This window comes from Bacillus cereus group sp. N12 (genome assembly GCF_016483575.1).
GTDB lineage: Bacteria > Bacillota > Bacilli > Bacillales > Bacillaceae_G > Bacillus_A > Bacillus_A toyonensis.
This window is the reverse complement of sequence record NZ_JAEHBO010000003.1, coordinates 22086-46331: the sequence shown is the minus strand read 5'-3', so window position 1 is coordinate 46331 and position 24246 is coordinate 22086. Positions and strand designations below refer to the sequence as shown.

Here is a 24246-nt window from a genome sequence, read left to right as displayed (position 1 = left end):
CATCACGTTTTTTGTATGAGTGGAAAGGTTAATAAGAAGGTTGTACCGATTCCTTTTTCACTTATAATATCAATTTTTCCATTCATAGCTTGAACAACACTGAATACAACCATCATTCCAAGACCAGTCCCTTTTTCTTTCGTTGAATAGAAAGGAGAACCGAGGCGCTTCACCTGCTCTTGATCCATGCCAACTCCTGTATCTTTTATATATAGCTGGATATGCTTATGATCAGGAACTAATGTGAAATAAAGATCGCCACCTTTTGGCATAGCTTCAATGCAGTTTTTTAAAATATTTAATAAGCATTGGTTTAGTTTTTGCTTCTCTCCAGCGATAAAGAAAGAAGTACTTTGCTTTATGTAATGAGTACGGACATTTGTTAAATTGGCAAGTGGTGTAATTAAAGATAGTGCATGCAGTAATTCTTCCTCGAGTTGTAGTGTTTGTTCTTTTTCAATACTCGGTTTTGCAAAGGTTAAATAGTCTGTGAGAACATGATTTGCTTGCTCGATACCATTAATGGCTATATCGATATATAATTTCCGTTCTTGCTCGGTACATGTATCAGACTGCAATAGTTGTAAAAATCCTTTCGTTGAAGTTAAAGGATTGCGAATTTCGTGCGAGATGGAAGCTGCCATTTCACCAATTAAATGAAATTTCTCAGCGTTCATAAGCTCATTTTGGAGACGAACCTGAGTTTGTAATATGTGTAGTAAATATAAAATAAGGATCGTACCAAGCATCGTACATAACTCATACACAATAATATGGGGTATATAATCTACCTTATTTGTAACTTCTGAAAGGAAGAAGGGTATCCAGCTAAATCCATATGTGAGACTGTAAATAATAGCAAGTGCTATTTTTATACGATTAGAAGTTCGATTGAAAAATTTGTACGTTAATAGTAGAACAATAAATAGAACAATAGAAGCGATAAGGGATGGGAAAACACCTATTCCTCCTAATAAGAAGCGATATATGTTTAATACAGCTAAAATAGAACCACCAGCAATAGGTCCTCCTGTCAATGTACCGACAATTAATACGATATGACGCATATCAAATTGAAAACCATTATTTGTTTTTGCTGCAAAAGTGATACATAGTATTGTAGCGAGGCAACACAGCACAATAAATATAGCTGAATTTAATTTAGGAGACCGTTTCCCTTTTTGATTCCAAAATAAGTGATAAATAAGCATTGTAACGAGAATAGATAAAATATTTAAAAAGAGGTAAATAATAAAGTGTTTCAGTGGGATGCCTCCTCTCTCCGAATAGTAAACTAATCATACTATAAAATGAAAGAAATGGAATATAAAATAGCGGAAAAATCAGAAATTTTTTCTGGTAGTATACAATATGTTACAATATGTTTTGTCAATGAAAGAAGAAATTCCATGCATCGCATGGGAGAGGTTCGCGAACTCCCTCTATAAAAAACTATGGAAACAACAATATCCTTAGGTATTGTTTTGTTTTTTTATTGTGACAGTTCAAGAACGTTCTTTCTTCTTATTCGTAGTAGAGAAGGAGAATGAGTGAAATGAAAAAAGAAAAAGCAGTTGTTGTTTTTAGTGGTGGACAAGATAGTACAACATGTTTATTTTGGGCAATAGAGCAGTTTGCAGAAGTAGAAGCTGTAACGTTTAATTACAATCAACGTCATAAATTAGAAATTGATTGTGCAGTGGAAATTGCGAAAGAGCTAGGAATTAAACATACGGTACTAGATATGAGTCTATTAAATCAACTTGCTCCAAATGCGTTAACGAGAACGGATATGGAGATTACACATGAAGAAGGTGAATTGCCATCGACATTTGTAGATGGACGAAATTTACTATTCTTATCATTTGCTGCTGTATTAGCAAAACAAGTTGAGGCACGTCATATTGTAACGGGTGTATGTGAAACTGATTTTAGTGGTTACCCAGATTGCCGTGACGTGTTTGTGAAATCGTTAAACGTTACATTAAATTTATCTATGGATTATCCATTTGTCATTCATACACCACTTATGTGGATTGATAAAGCAGACACGTGGAAATTATCTGATGAACTTGGCGCATTCGAGTTTGTTAGAGAAAAAACATTAACATGTTATAACGGAATCATTGGTGATGGTTGCGGTGAATGTCCAGCATGTCAACTTCGTAAAGCAGGATTAGATACGTACTTACAAGAACGCGAAGGAGCGAACAACTAATGGATAATTTCTTTGGATTTCGCATCGTAGAAAATTTGCAAAAAATGGACAAGGATATTCAACGTAAACAACTCAAATATCATAATAAAAGAGTAATGGTCAGCAAGGAATTTACATTTGATGCAGCACACCATTTACACTGTTATGAAGGGAAATGTAAAAACTTACATGGTCACACATATAAAGTTGTATTTGGGATTAGTGGATATGTAAATGAAATAGGACTTGCAATTGACTTTGGAGATATAAAAGAAATTTGGAAAAACGAAATTGAAATATATTTAGATCATCGTTATTTAAACGAAACATTACCAGCGATGAATACGACTGCTGAGAATATGGTCGTTTGGATTTATGAAAAGATGGCAGAAGCATTAACGAAAGATAATCGTGTGAATGAATATAAAGGAGCTCGTGTTGAATTTGTTCGCCTATTTGAGACGCCAACTAGTTATGCGGAAGTAAGACGGGAGTGGATGCTCGATGAGTAAAATCCCTGTCTTAGAAATATTCGGTCCGACTATTCAAGGAGAAGGCATGGTTGTCGGGCAAAAGACTATGTTTATTCGAACTGCTGGCTGTGACTATAGCTGTTCTTGGTGTGATTCTGCTTTTACATGGGATGGATCGGCAAAAGATCAAATTAGACAAATGCCAGCGGAAGACATTTGGAATGAGCTTGTTGAAATTGGAGGAGAAAATTTCTCTCATGTTACGATTTCGGGTGGGAATCCTGTTTTATTGAAAAATATTGAGTCGCTTCTTTCTATATTAAAAGAGAATGGGATGCGAACGGCGATAGAAACACAAGGGAGTAAATGGCAAGATTGGTTACTTCAAATTGATGAGATAACCATTTCGCCAAAACCACCAAGTTCGGGAATGAAAACAGATTATCAAAAGTTAGATGCTGTAATTCAGAAACTAGCAGGAAAAGATATTAGTTTAAAAGTAGTAGTATTCGATGATCGCGACTTTGAATATGCAGTTAAGATGCACGAACGTTATCCATCTGTACCATTTTTCTTACAAGTAGGGAACGATGATACGAAAACAGTGGATGATGCAATGCTTATTAAAAAATTATTAGATAAGTATGAGTGGCTTATTGAAAAAGCTGTTAATTGTAAAAAAATGAATGATGCGAAAGTATTGCCGCAGCTTCATGCGTTAGTATGGGGAAATAAACGAGGCGTATAAAGAGAAGGGATGTTTAAAATGGCAGGAAGATTAGATGAAGATTTAAAAGATGTAACATTATTAGGAAATCAAAATACAAAATATTTATTTGAATATAGCCCAGAAATTTTAGAGGTATTTGATAATAACCATTCAAACCGTGATTACTTTGTAAAATTCAATTGTCCTGAATTTACAAGCTTATGTCCGAAAACAGGACAACCAGACTTTGCAACAATTTATATTAGCTACATTCCTGAACAAAGAATGGTAGAGAGTAAATCTTTAAAGTTATATTTATTTAGCTTCCGCAATCACGGTGACTTCCACGAAGATTGTATGAATGTAATTATGAATGATTTAATTAAATTAATGGATCCGCGTTACATTGAAGTATGGGGCAAATTCACACCACGTGGTGGTATTTCAATTGATCCATATTGCAACTACGGTCGACCAGGAACGAAGTATGAACAAATGGCAGATTACCGTATGATGAACCACGATCTATATCCGGAAACGATTGATAATCGTTAATAGAAAGAAAAGTCCTGTATAGTATACAGGACTTTTCTTTCTATTATATTATGCATTTTGATTAATGACAGTATAGTTTTTATGACTTACAACTGTAAGAGGTTCCATATCTAGTTCTCTAAAATTCTCCATAATTGTTATATCAACAATAACAGAGTTTTGATTTACCTTTTGAACACGGCCTTGCATTCCACCTTTAAATTCGATGATATCTCCAGTTTCTGCGATCTGCATAAGCAACTCTCCTTGTTACAGTTTTTCCAAAAAAGAATAATTTGGGATTTTTTATTTTCCTTTATTTTGAACTATGTTTCCTGTTTTGTAAATGTTTTCAAAGGAAAAAGTCGAAAAATATTCATATTTTGTAAGATAATATCCATATTTCATATGATGCTGGAGAAAAAGTGTTTATATCTTTATAATGAAAATGGATGTCGGTCTGTTTAATATGGGGAAATAGGAGCGGTAAAATAATGTTTGAAATTATGGGGATCTTTATAGCTTTGTTCTTATATTTATTTTCTTATACACAGTTGAAGAAAATTCGTCAACATGAAACGAATACATATTTTGATGGAATAGATGCTTCAGTTACTCATAGTAGTGGCGGAGATATGTAACAATATGTAACTTTTATTTTCAGCATGTTATGATGAATGTAAGAAATAGTACATAATATAGTTCGTAAGTGATGAATGGAGAGTGAAAAGAATGTGGATATCTTTTATTCGTCATGGTCGCTTGAATAGTACTATAGAACCGATGACAATTACTTCATTTCATGAATGGCTGAAGAGATATGATGTAGATAGTATGAGTAGGGAATGTAACATACCGATTGAAACAATTGAGGCAGTAGAATCGGCAAATTTAATTGTATCGAGTGATCAAAGACGTGCTGTACAGTCAGCAGCGGAATTAATGAATTCTTTGTCCTTTGTGCAAAATTCTCTTTTTAGGGAAGTAGAAGTACCGTTGAGTTTTTTTGCACCAGAATGGTTTAAATGTAAGCCGGGGACTTGGTTTTTTATTGGACGTGTTTTATGGATGGTTGGGTATCATAAAGATGTTGAGTCGTATAAGGAAGCAAGGGGAAGGGCAAAAGAAGCTGCTAACATGTTACATCATTATGCAATGGTGCACGGGAAAATCGCGATAGTAGGACATAGCTATTTTAATGCCATGATTGGTGCGGAACTGAGGGCGATGGGATGGTCTGGACCTCCTATTTTTCATCGGAAGCCGTGGGGATATACAAAGTATACGTTCCATGAGGCGATGAGTGGAAGTGTATTAAATACAAAATTAACTTAAAAGCACACGATTTTATATAAAATCGTGTGCTTTTTTTTAAGATATAGAAACCAATGTACGTAATGGTTTTATTAGATGAGCATAAGGTTCGCCAACGAGCATTACGGTTTTATCTTTGTTGTAACCTAGTTTTTCATACAGTGAAAAAGCACGCTTGTTTTCTAAATTAACAAGTAAGGCGATTTTTTCATAACCTGTTTCAGCTGCATGAAGTTCAGCTGCATCGATTAACTTAGAGCCAATGCCACGTCCGCCGTACATATTTGAAACTGACAACGTGTCAATATAATACTCATCAAGTTCAGCTTCTTTTTCTAACGTAATGGATTCATCTTCATGTAGTTCTCTTAAGTGGCGTATGATTGGTGCATCAAGTTGTTCAACGTCACTACCGTGATAAGCGACAATAACCCCAACTACCTTTCCATCTTGTTCCGCCACTAAACAGTTTTCATAGCTCAACCGATTATTTTCTTTTACGAACCATTTTTCAAGTCCTAGTAATACATTTGCTTCAACTGTGCTACCAGTGATTTTTTCAGCAATTTCATGCAGAGCATTATACAATAAAGGAGATATTGCCTTTGCATCTGTCTTTGTTGCTTTCCGAATCATAGTATCCCTCCTAGTTCTATTTATATATTGTAACATAGTGGTATGGAACTTTGTATGATTGAATGCCAAAATGTTTGATATAGAGAAGTAGCTATGTTAGTATATGATATTTAGTGGACATATAATAAAGCAATACTGCTTGTAAAATAATGAAAATGAAATGAAGGCATAGCAACAGGAAAAATTTACAGTTGTTGACCGATAAAAGATACGATAAAATAAAATATTGCATAGAGGTGAAATACATGGATGAACAATTAGCAAATACAATTTTGGATCAGCTGAAAAATGGTGAGATAAAGGAGTATGTTGTAACGAAAGATGTATTTTATACGTTTAGGAAAGTTGTAGTAAGTCGAGAAGATTTTAAACATATTATTGGGAACGCACAACGCGGCGGACAGGTAATTTATACATATTCAAAAACGCCACGTTCATAAATAGAAGATAAAGGGGAGGAGAATTATGGGCGATTTTAAACAAGGCATTTTACCGCATTGGGATTATATGTGGAAAGATAGAGCCGGAAATAGATGTATGGGAATGGTTATGTATCCAGAGAAACGAAAATGTTCAACAAAAATGCTTCAGAAAATAAAAAGGGCGTATGAGCAAGCGGCAGAAATTAAAGTAACTGTACAAGTTCAACAGACATATGAGTACGTAGAAGGAATGATCGTATACTTTGATGAAGAAGCTCCTGTATGTACAATGCTGGATAAAGATGAGAATCCGCATCACATATTTGTAAAAGATATTTTGCGTATTGAGCACTCTGAATAAACTTTTCATACATAAATTGAAACGCCATAATAATAATCTTTTTCTATAATAGTTATCTTTTATTATGTAACGAGCAACGAAAGTATATGTATAATATTTAATAAAGTAAAATTGATAAATGTAATCGTTTGTTAGAACAGATTATCGTTTCATGTCTGTTCTTTTTTGCGTGATGCTGGAGAAATATATTCCTCCAGCATTTGCCGTTTTATGACAAAATATATTGTTAACTTTTTTTAAAATGAGGTTAAATTCGTTGACAACTTTTTTGAAAAGCACTTTATTGACATGAGTTTTAGAATGTTGTTTCATAGTCATTGTATTGAAAAAAATCGGCGGTCTTGTCGAAAAGTAAAAGTTAAAAAAAGAAAGAATTTATACATATATCTTGTGTCTTATTTTGAAACGTAATACAATATATAGAGAAATCAAGAAACGACATACAAAGAGTATAGATTGGAGAGGGAGGGTCGGAAATGTTAGTTGCATATGATTCTATGACAGGAAACGTGAAGCGTTTCATTCACAAATTAAATATGCCGGCCGTTCAAATTGGTGAAGATCTAGTAATAGATGAAGACTTTATTCTTATTACGTATACAACAGGTTTTGGCAATGTACCAGAACGTGTTTTAGAATTTTTAGAGCGCAATAATGACAAATTAAAAGGCGTATCTGCAAGCGGCAATCGTAACTGGGGAGACATGTTCGGTGCAAGTGCTGACAAAATTTCTGCTAAATATGAAGTGCCTATTGTATCAAAATTTGAGTTATCAGGAACAAATAACGATGTAGAATATTTTAAGGAAAGGGTGCGGGAGATTGCGACACATTGAACTGAATAATGAAATCACGCAAATGCAGGACGGTTTTTATCAGCTTCATAAAGATAAAGAGGCATTAGAAGTCTTTATGGAAGAAGCTAGAGAGAATACCGTTCCTTTTAATAGCGTGGCAGAGCGAATGGAGTATATGAAAGAACATGATTACTATTACAACGTTCTGGACGAGTATAGCTTGGAGGAAGTAGAAGAAGTATATAACATCGCTTATGGTGAAAACTTCGAATTCCAATCTTATATGGCAGCATCTAAGTTCTACAAAGATTATGCGTTAAAAACGAATGATCAAAAACAATACTTAGAAAGCTATGAAGATCGTGTAGCAATTGTGTCATTATACTTAGGACGTGGTGATGTTGCGAAGGCAAAACAATTCGCAAGCATGATTGTAAAACAAAACTACCAACCAGCGACACCAACCTTTTTAAATGCGGGAAGAAGCAGAAGAGGAGAAATGGTGTCTTGTTTCTTGTTAGAGATGGACGATAGCTTAAATTCAATCGGCTTTAACATTAATACTGCAATGCAATTATCAAAAATTGGCGGGGGAGTAGCTTTAAACTTATCTAAGCTACGTGCACGTGGTGAGCAAATTAAAGGTATTGATAACGCTGCAAGTGGTGTAGTACCTGTTATGAAATTGCTTGAAGATTCGTTTTCATATGCGAATCAACTTGGCCAACGAAAAGGTGCTGGTGCAGTATACTTAAACATCTTCCATTGGGATATTATCGAATTCCTTGATACAAAGAAAATAAATGCCGATGAGAAGAGCCGTATTCAGTCTCTATCAATCGGAATTATCGTTCCAAGTAAGTTCTTTGAGCTTGCTGAGAAAAACGAACCTTTCCATGTTTTCGCGCCTTATACGGTGTTTAAAGAATATGGCAAGCATTTAGATGATATTGACATTGATGAAATGTACGATGAATTAATGAGCAATCCGAAAGTGAAGAAGAAGCCGCTAGATATTAGTGCACGTGATATGCTTATTAAAATCGCAATGATTCAGCTTGAGTCTGGTTATCCATACTTAATGTTTAAATCAAATGCAAATAATCAGCATCCACTGAAGGATATTGGAACTGTGAAGATGTCGAACTTGTGTTAAATATGTAGCACCTTCTAGTAGAAATGCTAGTCGAAAACTCCGTTAAACGGGGAAAGCCTCAAGTTTGAGGTAACCTACCGTGCTAAATCTTATCTTAGAATGAAAATAGAAAAGTTCAGAATGTATCTTATTATTTTGTATAGCAGAGTGATTGGACAACATAAAGTAATAAGAGACTTTCTGAAAGATTAAGATAAGTAAAAGCCTAACGACTATCCCTTATGGGAGTAGAGCGCAAGTGATTGGCGTTCGAAAAGCGGAGCACCTAATCAGGTAATGCTGTAGGTGATGATATAGTCTGTCCTGTATGGTGACATACAGCAGTTGCATGAGCAACGGACTGAGGAGTAGCGAACTCGGTTGAACATTCGAGACAGAAATCTTCCAGCTACAAGAAACTTCTGAAATAAATGATTACGGTACAGATGACATTATCCGCCGCGATATTAACTGTAACTTAGGATCACTAAATATCGTAAATGTAATGGAAAATAAAGAAATTCGTGAAGCAGTTCATGCAGGAATGGAAGCTTTAACAGCTGTTTCTGATATGACAATCATTCCGAATGCACCAACTGTGAAAAAAGCAAATGATGAGCTTCATTCAGTTGGACTTGGAGCAATGAACTTACATGGATATTTAGCAAAAAATAAAATCGGTTATGAAAGTGCAGAAGCGAAAGAGTTCGCTCGTACATTCTTTATGATGTTAAATTACTACTCTATTGAGAAAAGTATGGAAATCGCTAAAGAAAAAGGCGAAACATTTAAAGACTTCGATAAGTCTGATTATGCGAACGGCACATACTTTGAGAAGTATGAAACGACAGATTACAGCCCAGTAACTGAAAAAGTTCAGCAACTATTTGAAGGAATTCATATTCCAACAAAAGAAGATTGGACAAGTTTAAAAGAGCAAGTGCAGAAGAATGGATTATATAATTCATACCGTCTTGCTATCGCTCCAACACAATCTATCAGTTACGTTCAAAATGCAACTTCAAGCGTAATGCCGATCGTAAGTCAAATCGAATCAAGAACGTATGCGAATGCGACAACATATTATCCAATGCCGTATTTATCAAAAGATACGTTCTGGTACTATAAATCTTCTTACGATATGAATCAGTTTAAATTAATTGATTTAATTGCAGAAATTCAAGAGCATATTGACCAAGGAATTAGTACAATTCTTTACGTTAATAGTGATATTTCAACACGTGAGTTAGCACGTTACTACATCTATGCACATAAAAAAGGCTTAAAGAGTCTGTATTATACGAGAACACGTAAATTAAGCGTGGAAGAGTGCGTAGCTTGTACCGTTTAATATAAAAAAGTGAGACATTATGAGCAGGGTTTTCTGAACCCTGCTCATGCTTAGTTATCAATTTTTCATGTTTATTTAGAGAAGGGGCGATTGAATGCGTGCGGTAAACTGGAACAAAAAGGAAGACGATTTTAGTTTAATGTTTTGGAAGCAAAACATCGCTCAGTTTTGGACAGAAGAAGAAATCGCGGTGTCTTCTGACAAAAATACTTGGGCACAATTATCAAAAGAAGAGCAAATTGCTTATAAGCGTGTATTAGGTGGTTTAACACTTTTAGATACGAAACAAGGTGGCGAAGGGATGCCACTTGTACTTGTTCATCTTGAAAATTTACAAGCAAAAAGTGTATTAGCTTTCATGGGAGCTATGGAAGAAGTACATGCGAAGAGTTACAGTCATATTTTTACAACGTTAGCTACGGAAGAAGAAATTGATGATATTTTTGAATGGGTAGACAATCATCCATTACTTGAGAAAAAGGCTGGTATTATTACTCGTTACTATCGTCGTTTATTAAAGCCTCAAGTAACGAAAAAAGAGTTATACATGGCAATGGTAGCAAGTGTGTTCTTAGAAAGTTACTTATTCTATAGTGGATTCTTCTATCCACTTTACTTAGCAGGTCAAGGTAAATTGACGGCAAGTGGTGAAATTATTAACCTAATCATTCGTGATGAGTCCATTCACGGCGTATTCGTCGGTATTTTAGCACAACAACTTTTCGCAGAGCTTTCTGCAGAAGATCAACAAGAAGTGCAAAAAGAAACGCAAGAGTTATTAATGGAACTATATGAAATTGAAATGGCATACACAGAAGAAATTTACACTTCTATCGGTCTTGTAGATGATGTAAATCGTTTCGTTCGCTACAATGCGAATAAAGGACTTATGAATTTAGGACTTGAGCCGAAGTTTGAAGAAGAAGAAATTAACCCAATCGTTTTAAATGGTCTACGTACAGATACGAAAAACCATGATTTCTTCTCTGTAAAAGGAAATGGTTACGTAAAAGCAACGAACGTTGAAAAGTTATCTGACGATGACTTCGCATTCAATTTTTAATATCGTGTCATAGAAAAAGCTGTCTTTATAGAAAAGACAGCTTTTTTCTATGGATAGTTTACATAATGTTATTATTTCATGGAAATATTCCTATCTCATAAAAGCCAAATTTGTAAGGGAGTGAAAATAAAAAACACGAATTAAAGTTTTATTTTTTATATTTAGCAGTATGAGAGATTGAATAACTTATGTCAAAATGAATAAAAAATGAGAAGAAGTGAGGCCTCATTCCACCTATATGTTTTCTTTCGAATTGAATTTTTTAATTACATACATTTTGGCTCGAAAATTGCATGATATTTAAAAACAAAAGGGAACTGTAATAGTTGGTGTGATGTATACAGTTATTTGAAAGCGTTTCCTTTTTGCTGTCAATTTTCAAATGAAAATGAGATAGAGAAAGTAGGGGGAATGATAGGTGGGAAAAGTAGTTGGTTTAAAACGTTCATTAGGACTTTGGTCAATTGTTATGCTAGGGGTCGGGTATATGACGCCGATGGTTGGATTTGATACGTTTGGAATCGTTTCGGAAAAAACGGGTGGACATGTTCCAGGAGCTTATTTGATTGCGTTAGCAGGGATGTTGTTTACCGCTGCAAGCTACGGCAAAATGGTAAAGGTTTTTCCTACCGCAGGATCAGCTTATACGTATACACAGAAAACAATTAGTGCAAGACTTGGGTTTCTTGTTGGATGGTCCGCATTATTGGATTATTTGTTTTTGCCGATGGTGAACGCACTATTAACGAGAATTTATTTGTCAGCATTTTTTCCAAGTGTTCCTAATTGGATATGGGTCATTGGTTTTATTCTACTGATTACACTTATAAATGTTATTAGCGTAAATGTTACTGCTAACTTCAATACGTTTTTAGTAATATTTCAAGTGCTAGTAATGGCCGTGTTTGTTTTTCTAGTTATAAAAGGTTTATTAGCGGGAGAGGGAACAGGAGAAGTTTTTTCCATTCAGCCGTTTTTTCAATCAGATATACAAATATCACCGTTAGTTGCAGGTGCAACAATTCTTTGTTTTTCATTTTTAGGTTTTGATGCAGTAACTACATTTTCGGAAGAGACACCAAACGCGAGGAAGACAATACCTCGGGCTATTTTTCTTACTGCTTTAATCGGTGGAGTTTTATTCATTACAACTACGTATTTTACACAATCTTTCTTTCCAGATACATCTGTATTTAAAGATAAAGAATCAGCGTCTCCAGAAATTGCGCTATATGTTGGTGGAAAACTATTTCAAGCTTTCTTTTTAGTAGGAACGCTTATGGGGACACTCGCGTCTGGTTTAGCTTCTCATACAAGTGTGTCTAGATTATTGTACGTAATGGGTCGAGATAATGTCATTCCGAAAAAAATATTCGGATACATTCATCCTCGTTGGCGAACGCCAGTATATAACATTATTATTGTAGGAGTTATTTCACTCTCTGCGATATTCATTGATTTAGAAACGGCAGCATCACTTATTAATTTTGGAGCGCTTATTGCATTTACATTTGTTAATTTATCTGTAATTTCCTACTATGTAATTAAGAAAAAAAGATATAAAACGATAAAAGACTGTTTAAATTTTTTAGTGATGCCTATTTTAGGTGCTGGTACTGTAGCAGTACTATGGTTTAATCTCAATGTTCATTCACTTATTCTCGGTATTTGCTGGGCTGCTATTGGAATGGGATACCTTTTATATATTACAAATATGTTCCGCTTAGCTCCTCCGCAAATGCATTTTGAAGAAGTGCAGGAAATGTAAAAAGCAAAAGACATCGGATAAATCCCGATGTCTTTTGCTTTTTATATTTAATAATCATGCAGTATTGCATAAGTCATTCAAAGCGTCATAAGTAGGAGGGTGACACAATATGATTACCGTAGCATTTTCACTTGGCACGATTATTGCTTTGTATAATTAGTAAAAATAAAAAGCGGGGTGTTATCGTGCCGATTCAGTCAGAAAAACATACAGGTGAGGTTGAAGATCCTTTAGAGGAATTTCAAGCTATATTAAAAGAGGCGCTTCATTTTTTACATTATCCAGACGAAGTATTTGAATTTCTGAAAAAACCAATGCGTTTTTTAGAAGTAAGTATTCCTGTTCGTATGGATGATGGAACAACAAAGGTATTTCAAGGGTATCGTGCTCAGCATAATGACGCAGCTGGGCCAACGAAAGGTGGTATTAGATTCCATCCAGATGTTACGGCAGAAGAAGTAAAAGCACTTGCTGGCTGGATGAGCTTGAAATGTGGAGTGACAGGACTGCCATATGGAGGCGCAAAGGGCGGGATTATTTGTAATCCACAGGAGATGAGTTTTAGAGAATTAGAGTTATTGAGTCGTGGGTATGTAAGGGCAGTAAGTCAAATTGTGGGACCGACGAAAGATATTCCGGCTCCTGATATGTACACAAATGCGCAAATTATGGCTTGGATGCTAGATGAATATGACCATATTAGGGAGTTTGACTCTCCAGGCTTTATAACCGGGAAGCCATTAATGCTAGGAGGATCACAAGGACGGGAAACAGCAACTTCTAAAGGTGTATTGTATACGCTTCAGTTAGTAAGTGAGTTAAAACAAATTCCACTACAAAATATGAGAGTTATTATTCAAGGATTTGGGAATGTTGGAGGGTATTTGGCGAAATATTTATATGATATTGGTGTGAAAGTAGTTGGGGTATCAGATGCTATAGGAGGAATTTATAATCCAGACGGCTTAGATGTTCCTTATTTATTAGAAAACAGAGATTCTTTCGGTGTAGTATCGAATCTTTTTAGTAAAACAATTTCTAATCAGGAGTTGTTAGAAAAAGAATGTGATGTACTCATTCCAGCGGCAATTGGGGGAGTCATTACGAAACATAATGCAGGAAAGCTTGGATGTAAGATTATCATTGAGGCTGCAAATGGTCCAACAACAAAAGAGGCGATAACGATGTTAGAAGAAAAGGGAGTTTTGGTTGTTCCAGATATTTTAGCAAACTCGGGTGGGGTTATTGTTTCTTATTTTGAATGGTGTCAAAATAATCAAGGATATTATTGGACAGAGCAATATGTTGATCAATGTTTAAAAGAGAAAATTACATCTAGTTTTTCTAACGTACTTGACACTTCAAAACACTTTGGAGTAAATATGAAAATTGCTGCTTATATTGAAGGAGTTCGTAAGATTGTAGAAGCATCGCGCCTAAGAGGTTGGTTGCATTTTTAACCTAAAGGAGGGCTCAAATGAAATTGGATATTTTATTAGAAGAAGTGGAGAGACAACCAATCGGTTATTATTGTGTTTTGTCGAAAAGTCATCGTTACGATATAGCTGTTACGTATTCACAACAGTTTCTTGGAAAAGCAATGGTTACCTCTATTCAAAATGGGAGAATGATTTTGTTAAGTCAAGAAGATATTGTAGAGGAACAATATTGGGCACCGAGGTTAGGAATTGAGATTGAAGACATAGAAGAGTTTCAAAGCTTTTTTTATATGATTCTTCAGTCACAAAGGTTAGAAGAGCAATATTAATAGAATAAAAGAAGGGGATGATTGATTATGTACTATGATATTATTACGAGTCCATGCTATGGAACAATTGAAAAAGTTTCTATTGTTAAGGATTCTCGAGTTTATGAATGGGAGCCATTATTTTCGATTAAAGATATGAATGGTAAACTGGAAGTAATTAAGATGGGATGTAGCGGAGAAGTTCACTCTTTAGAAGTAGAGGCAGGAGATAAAGTAATTCCAGGTATGGTATTAGCTTATATTCAAGAAGACCTTTTCGTTAGTGGTAGTGATTAATGATAGAACAATGAGGAAGATGGAGGTGCTCATCTTCCTTTTTTTATTAAGTAAAGGAAAGAATGTTTTATTTTCAGATTAATTAAAAAAATCTGTATTTAATGATACAATACAAATTAAGTAGCCCAAAGGAGGAATAGCAGAATGTTTTCCATTGCTCGTAATAAAATTAGACCTATTGTTTCTCTACCTATCGATCAATCCGAAAAGGAATGGAATATAGACGTTGAAAATATAAAAGAACCTTTTCTATTTTTAAAAAGGGGAGAGAAATTATTTGCATACGTTCATGTCAAGGATCTGCTATCAAACAGTAAGGACTTACATTCCAAGGCATTGCTTGCAAATGCAGTTTCGCTAGATACAATATGTTATCTTAGTAAAAATATTTCTTTAACAGCTCTGTTTCAAATTATTGGAGCGCCGATTGCGATAGTGAAAAATGAAATGGATGAGTTAATAGGATATATAAGAAGAGAAGATGTTTTTGCAGAACTATTTAAACAAGAAAATCAGAGTGTTGATATATTAAAAATTATTTTAACGTCTATTCCAATGGGGATTTTTGTAGTGGATCGTGAAAAGAAAATTGTAAATTGCAATGAATCTGGTTTGAAGATGATTAAATCTACACCTGAAAGAGTAATGAATGTACCAGCAGAACAAATTTTTAACGAAGGACATATTAATAACGTATTTGCAACGGGAAAGACAATTTTGAATCAATTACAAATCACAAATGAGATGGGTGTATTAGTTGACTACAGTCCCATTCCAAACTTTGATGGAAATATTGAAGGAATGGTTATTATCGTACAAGATTTGCCGATGGTTGAGGACATGGCAATGGAAATTGAATATATAAAGGATTTAAACAAAGATTTGCATGCAATTTTGTCTAGTATTTATGATGAAATATTAGTTGTTAATCATAAAGGGGAATTAATTCGTTACAGTGAAACCGTTATTAATGATTTTTGGGGGAGTAATTTGAAGGATCTTTTAGGTAAAAACCTTTTAGACTTAGAACAGAAAGGGTTATTTAGTCCATCTGTTACGCGATTAGTATTGGAGCAACAAAAAAAGGTATCAGTTGTACAAGAAACAAAAAGTGGAAGAAAAATATTGGCGGTTGGAAATCCTGTATTTGATGAAAGCGGAGAGCTTCATCGTATTATTATTGCTTCAAGGGATATTACAGAAGCTACGAGATTAAAGACGGAATTACATGAAATAAAGAGAATATCAGAGCAATATAAGAAGGAATTAGATGATTTTAAAAATAAAGATCGTTTTCTTAAGAAACTTATTTACTGTAGTCCGAAAATGGAGCAAATTATAAACCAAGCTAAAAAAATAGCAGATTTCTCTTCCAATGTTCTTATTTCCGGAGAATCGGGCGTCGGGAAGGAAGTAATTGCTCAAGCAATTCATCAACTTGGAAAGCGATCTGCAAAGCCATTTTTAAAATTAAATTGTGGTGCAATTCCAGAAACTTTGTTAGAAAGTGAACTATTTGGTTATACGAAAGGTGCTTTTACAGGAGCAGATAAAAATGGAAAAGAAGGATATTTCAAGCGAGCTGATCAAGGTATTTTATTTTTAGATGAAATTGGAGAAATGCCTCTACATTTGCAGGTGAAATTGCTTAGGGTCCTGCAGGAACAAGAAGTAATTCCTATTGGAAGTACAATACCTACGAAAATAAATGTACAAATTATTGCCGCTACAAATAAAAGTCTGGAAAAGATGGTAGAGGCAGGAACGTTCCGTGAAGATTTATTTTATCGTTTAAATGTAATTCCATTGCAAGTGCCTCCTCTACGAGAGCGAATGGAAGATGTCCCAGTACTCGCTTTTCATTTTTTACAACAGTTAAATGAAAAATATAATAAAAACTATCATTTAACTCCGGATGCACTTAACTTACTAGAGTTTTATTCATGGCCAGGAAATGTACGTGAATTACAAAATATGATTGAACGTTTAGTAGTATCAGCAGACGATCCAGTAATTGAAGCTGAGTTTGTTAGTAAGTTTTTAACCCCCGGTTATGACTTTAAAAAATCAAAACCAGTTATTACGAGAGTATTACCGTTACAAGAAGCACTACATTCTGTAGAAGAACAATTGATTTTACTTGCAATGAAGCAGTATAAAACAACGACTAAGGCAGCAAAAGCTCTTGGCATTAGCCAATCTTCAGTGAGTCGAAAATATCAAAGGATTGTCAGTGAAAAAGGAATGCCAACTGATATAATCTCGTATTCCTAAAAAAGGAGAAGGTCACATAGACTTCTCCTTTTTTGTTAGTTTAGCGAGTTTTCCGCTATTCGTGGTTGGCAAGTACTATCATCTCACATTTCAGCAAAATGAAAGATGGTAATGGTACTGATCTATGTTTTGTTTTATGCAAAGTGGAATAGTGTATGCAACAACGCATACTTCTTTTTTATTACACGTAAGAATATAGTTAGTTTTTATAGGATTCCTTTGTGCTTTAAATGTTGGCATGAAACTTGCTTATAAATATATAAACGATCAATAAAGGAGGATTCAATATAGTGCTAGATTTAAAAATGTATGTAAACGGTGAATGGAGAGAGTCTAGTAATCAAGAAAAAAGAACAATAATTAACCCTGCGAATGGCAAGGGTATAGCATATGCACCTGAGGGAACAATTGAGGATACAAAATACGCGATCGAAGTGGCAAGAGCGACTTTCGATAGTGGAATTTGGTCAGAAACATCCACTGCTGAAAGGGCATCATATTTATTTAAAATAGCAGATGAAATTGATAAAAATATGGAAGAGTTAGTGTATCTTGAAACAATGGATAATGGAAAAACATACCGTGAGGCAGAAGGAGATATTGGAGATGCAGCGGCTTGTTTTCGCTATTATGCTGGATCGATTACAAAGCCAGATGGGCAAACATATCATGTAGCCGATCCAATGCAAGCAATGGTTGTAAGAGAGCCAGTTGGTGTTTGTGGATTAATTGTTCCATGGAATTATCCGCTATTGATGAGTGTATGGAAAATTGCACCTGCTTTAGCAGCTGGAAATACAATTGTGTTTAAACCTTCTGAAGTGACACCAATTACTGCGACAAAGCTATTCGAAATCCTTGAAAAAATAGGGCTACCAAAAGGTGTTGCTAATATGGTAATGGGGGCCGGTCCAATAGTAGGGAATGAAATTGCAGCGAGTAGTAAGGTGGATATGATTTCCTTTACAGGTGGAACAAAAACAGGCAAGCACATTATGAGAACGGCAGCAGATAATATGAAAAAGATTTCGCTAGAACTTGGAGGCAAATCACCGAATATTATTTTTGCAGATGCAGATTTTGAAACAGCTATTGATTATGCACTATTTGGTATTTATGCAGGTAGCGGACAAGTATGTTCAGCAGGATCGAGAATCCTTGTTGAAGAAAGCGTTTACGATAAATTTATTAATAGTTTTGTGGAGCGAGCGCAGCAAATTAACGTTGGGCCTGGTGATAATCCTGAATCAGAAATGGGACCACTTGTAAGTCAAGAACATATGGAAAAAGTATTACGCTACATTGAAATTGGGAAAGACGAAGGCGCAGACATTGCTTGTGGAGGTAAGCGAATACTGACAGATGGAAAAGGTGAGGGTTTCTTTATTGAACCAACGGTCTTTGTCAATGTAAAACCCGATATGCGCATTGTACAGGAAGAAATTTTCGGTCCTGTTGTAGTAATTCAAAAGTTTAAAAATGAACAAGAAGCAATTGAGTTAGCAAATGGTACAGATTATGGCTTAGCTGGAGGGGTATTTACAGTTGATGGTGCGAAAGCAATGCGTGTAATTCGCAAGCTTCGCGCAGGAATTACGTGGATTAACAGCTATCATCCAACATACAATGAAGCACCTTGGGGTGGATATAAGCAAAGTGGTATAGGTCGTAGTCTAGGAACGTTTGGTTTAGAGGAATTTCAAGAAATTAAGCAGATTAATATAAATCTAGAAGTAGAACCTATTGGTTGGTTTGCAAATAAAAAGAATATAGGAGTGAAATAAATGGGAACGAACGTGGAAAATAAATTGAATGAACAAGATGTAAAAGGTTCAAATGTAAATGAGTATATTACGAAAGTACTACAGTTAATTGAAAAAGAAAAAGTTTCTGAAGAAGAAGCAAACTGGATTCAAAAAGAAACAGTAGATGGATTTAGAGAGCATGTGAATCCTGGTTTTCTAGCATATAGAAAAACAGTAACAAAGGATGGACAATTTGCGGCAGTAGAATGGTCTGATGAAGGATCTTGTTTCATGGATATTAATGGTAAAAAATACATTGACTGTTTAGGTGGATTCGGAATTTACAATGTTGGTCACCGTAATCCGAAAGTAGTAAAAGCTGTGACAGATCAACTAAAGCGTCAAGCATTACACAGTCAAGATTTACTAGATCCACTTCGAGCGATTCTTGCAAAGATTTTAGCGGATATTACACCTGGTGATTTGAAATATGCCTTCTTCACAAATAGTGGAACAGAAAGTGTAGAGGCAGCATTAAAACTAGCAAAAATGTATAGTGAACGAACAACTTTCATTTCTACAACTCGTGCTTTCCATGGTAAGAGCCTTGGTGCTTTATCTGGGACGGCAAAAGGAATGTTCCGCAAGCCATTTTTACCATTAATTCCGGGTTTCCGTCATGTCCCATTTGGCGATATTGATATGATGAGAAAAACATTTGAGACATGCGCATTAGTGGGAGAAGATGTTGCAGCAGTTATTTTAGAACCAATTCAAGGAGAGGGCGGTATTATTTTACCTCCAGAAAATTATTTGAAACAAGTACGAGAGCTTTGTGATGAGTTTGGATCACTCCTTATTTTCGATGAAGTACAAACTGGAATGGGACGTACAGGGAAAATGTTTGCAGCGGAATTATATGATGTTGTGCCGGATATTATTTGTCTGGCGAAGGCATTTGGTGGAGGCGTTATGCCAGCAGGAGCTATCGTTGCGAAAGAGAAAGTATTCCAAAGTTGGTTTGAAAATCCATTTATGCATACAACAACATTTGGAGGGAATCCGCTGGCATGTGCGGCTGCAATTGCAACAATCCATGTATTATTGGAAGAGAAATTACCAGAACGTGCTGCTGAAGTTGGGGCGTATTTCTTAAATGGATTGAAACAAGCAGCAGAAGGGCACGAGGATAAAATCTTTGAAATTCGTGGTCAAGGTTTAATGATTGGTATTGAATTCCATAAAGACGAGATTGGTTACGAAGTGTCAAAGGCAATGTTTGATCAAGGTATTCTCGTTGCTGGAACGTTAATTAACTCAAAAACAATTCGTATCGAACCATCTCTTACAATTAGTTATGAAGAGGTAGATACAGTTATTAATACGTTTAAATCTGTACTAGCGCAAGTAAAAGGAAAGTAATTTTTGTATAAAATTATATACGGATTCAAACTAGTAAAACTATCATATTGTTTACTGTACTAGTTTTGATTGCAAGGAGGCAGTGTAACGAAAGTTGCACTGCCTTTTTATTACATTTTATTTGTAAGTATTTACATATATTCTGTCTTAGTGTACTATTTAACTAGTACACTAAGACGGAAGGAGGGAAGAAATGAAAATAGAATTTTCTCCAAATACACCCATTTACATTCAGGTAATGGAATACATAAAAAAAGAAATTGTAGTTGGGCATTTATCGCCTGGTGATAAAATTCCCTCTGTACGTGAATTAGCGAGTGAATTACAAGTAAATCCAAATACAATTCAACGAACATTTCAAGAATTGGAACGTGATGGTGTTGTTGTAACGCGTAGAGGAATGGGACGATATGTAACGAATGAAGGGGAGAAAATTATGGAGCTGCGCAAAGATATGGCGAAAGAATTACTTCATTCTTTTATAGATGGAATGGATAACTTAGGGTTTTCAGAAGACGAAATCCTTTCAATTCTTCGTTCTTCCTTACATGAGAAGAGGGAGGAGAGCAAATGACAGAACTATTAAAAATAGAAAACTTATGGAAGAGATACGGGTTAAAAGCAGTGATTCGTGAATTGAACATAGAGATTACGGAAGGGAAAATTATAGGGCTTGTTGGAGATAATGGGAGCGGGAAAACGACGTTATTGAAAATGATTGCAGGTTTGCAGCACCCTTCTGAAGGTAGCATTACAATTAACGGTAAAAAAGTTGGGTTAGAGACGAAAGAAATTGTTTCATTTATGTCCGATAAGCCAGTCTTTGATGATTGGATGACTGTAAAAGATGCTTTATTTTTCTATCGAGATTTTTATAAAGACTTCGATATTCAAAAAGCGGTAGATACGATTGCGGAATTTAAAATACCGTTAGAAGAAAAAATTAAAGCATTGTCAAAAGGGATGATTGAGAAGCTACAAATCATTTTAACATTTTCTCGAAAAGCGAAGTTATACGTACTGGATGAACCGCTGGGCGGGATTGATCCTCTTTCTAGAGAACACGTATTGGATTTAATTTTACAGTTTTATAGAGAAGATTGTACTATATTAATTTCAACTCACTTAATAAATGAAATTGAAAATATTTTTGATGAAGTAATCTTTTTAAAAGATGGGGAAATTGTTCTATATGAAAATACAGAAGAACTTCGTTTTCAGAGAGGAAAAGCAATTCATGAACTGTTTAAGGAGGTGTTTAGTAAGTGAAGTCAATACTATCCTATTTGTGGAATGTAAATAAGAAAAGATACATTGTTACTTTTTTACTTTTTGTGCTAATTGAAGCGGTTTTATTTTCGCAAATGATTGTAAGAAAGAGTGATGCGGCCATCAATAGACAAGAGGGCATATTTGGGATTATTATGGTTATCTTTCTTTTTTATGTAATTTATATGTTTTTGCAAACAATGAAGTCATATTCTCGCTTACTAACCAATCCAATGTTACGGATTACAGCAATATCTGGGAAACAATATGTGTTTTCTATGCTTATTTTCTCATATATTGCAATGGCTATATGGTATGGGGTATGTGGAGTTCTTTTCTACGTAAGTTATGTATTAGCTTTTCCTACGACTTCTGTATATGTAGAGGCAAAAGAAATAATGCAAGTGGGCATAATGAATAATTTAATATATGCAATAAGCGATTTGTTTGATTTTTTGTTTGTGACGTTACAAATCTTATTAGTAATTACTCTAGTTAAGTTGCTCACTAAAAAGAAAAAAGCACAAAATATACTGATCGTTATTATTTCTCTAGTAGTAAATATAACGATTACTTTAGCGGTAACCTTGCTAGGAAAATTAGCTCCAGCTTTCCAAGGATTGCGAAGAGTAGAATATCGTAGTGAAAGTAAAAGTCTTTTTATTGAGATGTTTCAAGAAAATGGATTTAATATTTTTAATATAAGTTTTATGGTAATTGTTAGTGCTCTAATAATATATGTAATTGCTTATATTATCGACAAAAAACTAGAAGTCTAAAGGAGGAATCAGCATTGGGAAATGTAGTAGTAAAATTAGAAAATGTTCGAAAAAAGATTGGTAGAACAGAAATTATTCGAGGTTTATCATTTGAGGTTCGAGAAGGGGAAGTGTACGGATTCCTTGGACCGAACGGTAGTGGTAAGACGACGACAATTCGTATGATGACAGGTCTTATTTCTATGACAGAAGGCGATATTACAATTTGTGGTCATAGCATTCGCACGGAACGTGAAAAGGCGTTAGAGCAAATTGGAGCGATTGTAGAAAATCCCGAACTATATGATTATATGACTGGTATGCAAAACTTAAAGCATTTTGCGAACATGGCAATTACACCTATTAATAAAGAGCGCATCGCTGAAATTGTAAAGCTTGTTGAATTAGAGCATGCAATTCATAAAAAGGTAAAAACATACTCACTTGGTATGAAACAACGTTTAGGAATTGCGCAGGCGTTACTTCATCAGCCGAAAATATTAATTTTAGATGAACCGACAAATGGATTAGATCCAGCTGGTATTCGCCAAATTCGTGATTATTTACAACGACTAGCGAAAGAAGAGAATATCGCGGTAATCGTATCGAGTCACTTATTAAGTGAAATTGAATTAATGTGTGATCGCGTCGTAATTATTAAACAAGGTGAGTTTGTACAAGAGTACAACTTACATGAACAAGCGAAACATGATGAGACAGTAGTAGTAGCGTTTGAAGTAGATGAAGTTCAGAAAGCGAATGAAATTATTAAGGGTAAAGCACAGGAGAATGTAATTGTGGCATCTGTAACAAAAGAGAGCATTCCACAGCTTGTAAAAAAACTTGTGCATGCTGATGTGCTTGTATATGGTGTTACCGTTCAAAATAAAACGTTAGAGGATGAATTCTTAGCGATTACTGGGGGAGTGAAAGCGTAATGTTTAAATTAATTCAAAATGAATTTTTAAAGTTACATGCGAAAAAAGGTATGTATATTTTAATCGGTGTCATTGCGGCACTCGAAATTTTAGGGAATTTAGCAATGATGAAGTGGGGAAAAGGTGATGAGTTTAAGGGGTCGTATTTAGATTATGCAAACTCAGAGATTGGTTTAATCGTTTTATTCGCAACAATTTTTGGGATCACACTTGCAGCCCGTACTCTTACTGATGAGTTCCAAAAAGGTACAATTAAACAATTGTTAATTCGTCCAAGAAAACGACTTACAGTTTTATTTTCTAAATATATTACTGTGTTATTAGCGATGCTATTTATCATATTTGCTGGTATGTTCATTGCAACGATTATTGGTGGTATTGTAATGGATGGTAGTAAAACAGATTTAACGTTAGGAATTGTTTTAAAAACGATGTTATATCAGCTTGTATCACCATTTTTCTTTGCAACACTTGCCTTTTTCTTAGCAAATGTATTTAGAAAATCCGTATTGCCATTAATTATTACGTTGTTCTTATATTTCTTGCAAGGAGCAATTACTATTGCACTAATGATGTTTGCAAAAGGTGTAGCGAAGTTTGTAGTATTCTTCCATTTAGATTTAAGAGCTTACGACAGTAATAAATTGGTAAGCGATGGAATGGAGCCACCATTTGCAGAATTTACGTTTACAACTTCATTATTACTTTTAGCTGCATATTTTGCTGTATTACTTGTAGCATCAAGTGTATTATTCCAAAAACGTGACGTATTATAATAATAAAAATCCCCGTTTGTAAAAACGGGGATTTTTATTACATAGTTTTTTACATTTCTAGTATTCTGTATTGTTAATTTGAGATGCTGTTAGCGATAGAATACCGGATCTTCTCCAGCTATTTAAGTACAGCAAATGTAAGTTGTAACGAAGTTGAAGAACTGTGATATGGTATATCCAATAAATTCGTTATTATATATGTTAAGAGATACGTTGCTCGAAAGCATTTGAGAAAAATAGGAAGATTTTCAACTATATTC

26 protein-coding genes, 1 pseudogene and 1 riboswitch are annotated in these 24246 nt (G+C 34.8%); of the genes and pseudogenes, 24 read left to right on the top strand and 3 right to left on the bottom strand.

Annotated elements, in window-relative coordinates; translation table 11 throughout:
• Positions 1–2 precede the first annotated feature (2 nt).
• Positions 3–1211, bottom strand: coding sequence for a sporulation sensor histidine kinase KinB (gene kinB / locus JDS92_RS02405; RefSeq protein ID WP_002038243.1), 1209 nt, complete (start codon positions 1209–1211; stop codon positions 3–5).
• A 207-nt stretch (positions 1212–1418) separates the two neighbouring features.
• A riboswitch (PreQ1 riboswitch) is annotated at positions 1419–1462 on the top strand.
• A 93-nt stretch (positions 1463–1555) separates the two neighbouring features.
• On the opposite strand from kinB, the gene queC reads away from it, so the two are divergent.
• The 4 genes from queC to queF are packed head-to-tail and all read left to right on the top strand — an operon-like array spanning position 1556 to position 3934.
• Positions 1556–2218: a 7-cyano-7-deazaguanine synthase QueC gene (queC, locus tag JDS92_RS02400; protein ID WP_000711602.1), complete on the top strand. Its 663-nt coding sequence runs from the start codon at positions 1556–1558 to the stop codon at positions 2216–2218.
• Positions 2218–2709: a 6-carboxytetrahydropterin synthase QueD gene (queD, locus tag JDS92_RS02395; RefSeq protein WP_000368413.1), complete on the top strand. Its 492-nt coding sequence runs from the start codon at positions 2218–2220 to the stop codon at positions 2707–2709. The genes queC and queD overlap by 1 nt, the downstream gene beginning before the upstream one ends.
• Positions 2702–3418, top strand: a complete 717-nt coding sequence (gene queE / locus JDS92_RS02390) for a 7-carboxy-7-deazaguanine synthase QueE (RefSeq protein WP_000036310.1) — start codon at positions 2702–2704, stop codon at positions 3416–3418. The genes queD and queE overlap by 8 nt, the downstream gene beginning before the upstream one ends.
• Positions 3419–3436: 18 nt before the next feature.
• A complete protein-coding gene (queF, locus tag JDS92_RS02385) occupies positions 3437–3934 on the top strand; it encodes a preQ(1) synthase (protein WP_199631458.1) in 498 nt (165 codons plus the stop codon).
• A gap of 48 nt (positions 3935–3982) precedes the next feature.
• Here the strand turns inward: queF and JDS92_RS02380 are convergent, their stop codons facing one another.
• On the bottom strand, positions 3983–4168 hold the full coding sequence (locus JDS92_RS02380; protein ID WP_001165081.1) for a YkvS family protein: 186 nt from the start codon (positions 4166–4168) through the stop codon (positions 3983–3985).
• A gap of 239 nt (positions 4169–4407) precedes the next feature.
• Between JDS92_RS02380 and JDS92_RS02375 the strand changes: the two genes are divergently transcribed.
• Together JDS92_RS02375 and JDS92_RS02370 are read left to right on the top strand one after the other, a co-directional pair.
• Positions 4408–4554: a hypothetical protein gene (locus JDS92_RS02375; protein WP_000461687.1), complete on the top strand. Its 147-nt coding sequence runs from the start codon at positions 4408–4410 to the stop codon at positions 4552–4554.
• A 91-nt stretch (positions 4555–4645) separates the two neighbouring features.
• Positions 4646–5248: a histidine phosphatase family protein gene (locus tag JDS92_RS02370; RefSeq protein WP_199631457.1), complete on the top strand. Its 603-nt coding sequence runs from the start codon at positions 4646–4648 to the stop codon at positions 5246–5248.
• A gap of 36 nt (positions 5249–5284) precedes the next feature.
• Here JDS92_RS02370 and JDS92_RS02365 read toward each other — a convergent pair whose 3' ends face one another.
• Entirely contained in the window at positions 5285–5863 is a 579-nt protein-coding gene (locus tag JDS92_RS02365; protein ID WP_000619578.1) for a GNAT family N-acetyltransferase, read from the bottom strand.
• A 245-nt stretch (positions 5864–6108) separates the two neighbouring features.
• Here JDS92_RS02365 and JDS92_RS02360 point away from each other — a divergent pair, with 245 nt between their 5' ends.
• The 18 genes and pseudogenes from JDS92_RS02360 to JDS92_RS02275 all read left to right on the top strand — a co-directional run bounded on the left by JDS92_RS02360 (position 6109) and on the right by JDS92_RS02275 (position 23986).
• Positions 6109–6303, top strand: coding sequence for a hypothetical protein (locus tag JDS92_RS02360; protein ID WP_000344286.1), 195 nt, complete (start codon positions 6109–6111; stop codon positions 6301–6303).
• A gap of 25 nt (positions 6304–6328) precedes the next feature.
• Positions 6329–6646 carry a hypothetical protein gene (locus tag JDS92_RS02355; RefSeq protein WP_000502193.1) on the top strand — a complete coding sequence of 106 codons (318 nt, stop codon included), beginning with the start codon at positions 6329–6331 and terminating at the stop codon, positions 6644–6646.
• 476 nt (positions 6647–7122) lie between these two features.
• On the top strand, positions 7123–7482 hold the full coding sequence (nrdI, locus tag JDS92_RS02350) for a class Ib ribonucleoside-diphosphate reductase assembly flavoprotein NrdI (protein WP_000959449.1): 360 nt from the start codon (positions 7123–7125) through the stop codon (positions 7480–7482).
• Positions 7469–8596 (top strand): annotated as a pseudogene (locus JDS92_RS02345) (ribonucleotide reductase N-terminal alpha domain-containing protein); the annotation flags it as partial. The gene nrdI and the pseudogene JDS92_RS02345, both read left to right, overlap by 14 nt.
• Positions 8597–8978: 382 nt before the next feature.
• Complete coding sequence (locus JDS92_RS02340; RefSeq protein ID WP_073990709.1) at positions 8979–9929, top strand: ribonucleotide reductase large subunit; 951 nt, start codon at positions 8979–8981, stop codon at positions 9927–9929.
• A gap of 94 nt (positions 9930–10023) precedes the next feature.
• Positions 10024–10992: a class 1b ribonucleoside-diphosphate reductase subunit beta gene (gene nrdF / locus JDS92_RS02335; protein WP_001203010.1), complete on the top strand. Its 969-nt coding sequence runs from the start codon at positions 10024–10026 to the stop codon at positions 10990–10992.
• Positions 10993–11410: 418 nt separating this feature from the next.
• Positions 11411–12760: an APC family permease gene (locus JDS92_RS02330; RefSeq protein WP_000521244.1), complete on the top strand. Its 1350-nt coding sequence runs from the start codon at positions 11411–11413 to the stop codon at positions 12758–12760.
• A 185-nt stretch (positions 12761–12945) separates the two neighbouring features.
• A complete protein-coding gene (locus tag JDS92_RS02325; RefSeq protein ID WP_199631456.1) occupies positions 12946–14220 on the top strand; it encodes a Glu/Leu/Phe/Val family dehydrogenase in 1275 nt (424 codons plus the stop codon).
• Between the two features lie 17 nt (positions 14221–14237).
• Positions 14238–14528 carry an SAV0927 family protein gene (locus JDS92_RS02320; protein ID WP_000762558.1) on the top strand — a complete coding sequence of 97 codons (291 nt, stop codon included), beginning with the start codon at positions 14238–14240 and terminating at the stop codon, positions 14526–14528.
• 27 nt (positions 14529–14555) lie between these two features.
• Complete coding sequence (locus JDS92_RS02315; RefSeq protein ID WP_000291046.1) at positions 14556–14804, top strand: biotin/lipoyl attachment domain-containing protein; 249 nt, start codon at positions 14556–14558, stop codon at positions 14802–14804.
• A 144-nt stretch (positions 14805–14948) separates the two neighbouring features.
• Complete coding sequence (locus tag JDS92_RS02310; RefSeq protein WP_098138260.1) at positions 14949–17078, top strand: sigma 54-interacting transcriptional regulator; 2130 nt, start codon at positions 14949–14951, stop codon at positions 17076–17078.
• Positions 17079–17368: 290 nt separating this feature from the next.
• Positions 17369–18862, top strand: coding sequence for an aldehyde dehydrogenase family protein (locus JDS92_RS02305; RefSeq protein WP_199631455.1), 1494 nt, complete (start codon positions 17369–17371; stop codon positions 18860–18862).
• The gene (locus JDS92_RS02300; RefSeq protein WP_000537092.1) at positions 18863–20245 is read left to right on the top strand and encodes a putrescine aminotransferase; all 1383 of its coding nucleotides are present in this window, start codon (positions 18863–18865) and stop codon (positions 20243–20245) included.
• Positions 20246–20438: 193 nt separating this feature from the next.
• A complete protein-coding gene (locus tag JDS92_RS02295; RefSeq protein ID WP_000687521.1) occupies positions 20439–20819 on the top strand; it encodes a GntR family transcriptional regulator in 381 nt (126 codons plus the stop codon).
• The gene (locus JDS92_RS02290; RefSeq protein ID WP_087970671.1) at positions 20816–21514 is read left to right on the top strand and encodes an ABC transporter ATP-binding protein; all 699 of its coding nucleotides are present in this window, start codon (positions 20816–20818) and stop codon (positions 21512–21514) included. The genes JDS92_RS02295 and JDS92_RS02290 overlap by 4 nt, the downstream gene beginning before the upstream one ends.
• Positions 21511–22293, top strand: coding sequence for an ABC transporter permease (locus JDS92_RS02285; RefSeq protein WP_087970670.1), 783 nt, complete (start codon positions 21511–21513; stop codon positions 22291–22293). Before JDS92_RS02290 ends, JDS92_RS02285 begins: the two co-directional genes overlap by 4 nt.
• A 14-nt stretch (positions 22294–22307) precedes the next feature.
• Complete coding sequence (locus JDS92_RS02280) at positions 22308–23210, top strand: ABC transporter ATP-binding protein (RefSeq protein WP_087970669.1); 903 nt, start codon at positions 22308–22310, stop codon at positions 23208–23210.
• Positions 23210–23986 (top strand): ABC transporter permease, encoded by a 777-nt coding sequence (locus JDS92_RS02275; protein WP_097957238.1) that lies wholly within the window; start codon positions 23210–23212, stop codon positions 23984–23986. Before JDS92_RS02280 ends, JDS92_RS02275 begins: the two co-directional genes overlap by 1 nt.
• The last annotated feature ends 260 nt before the right edge of the window (positions 23987–24246 follow it).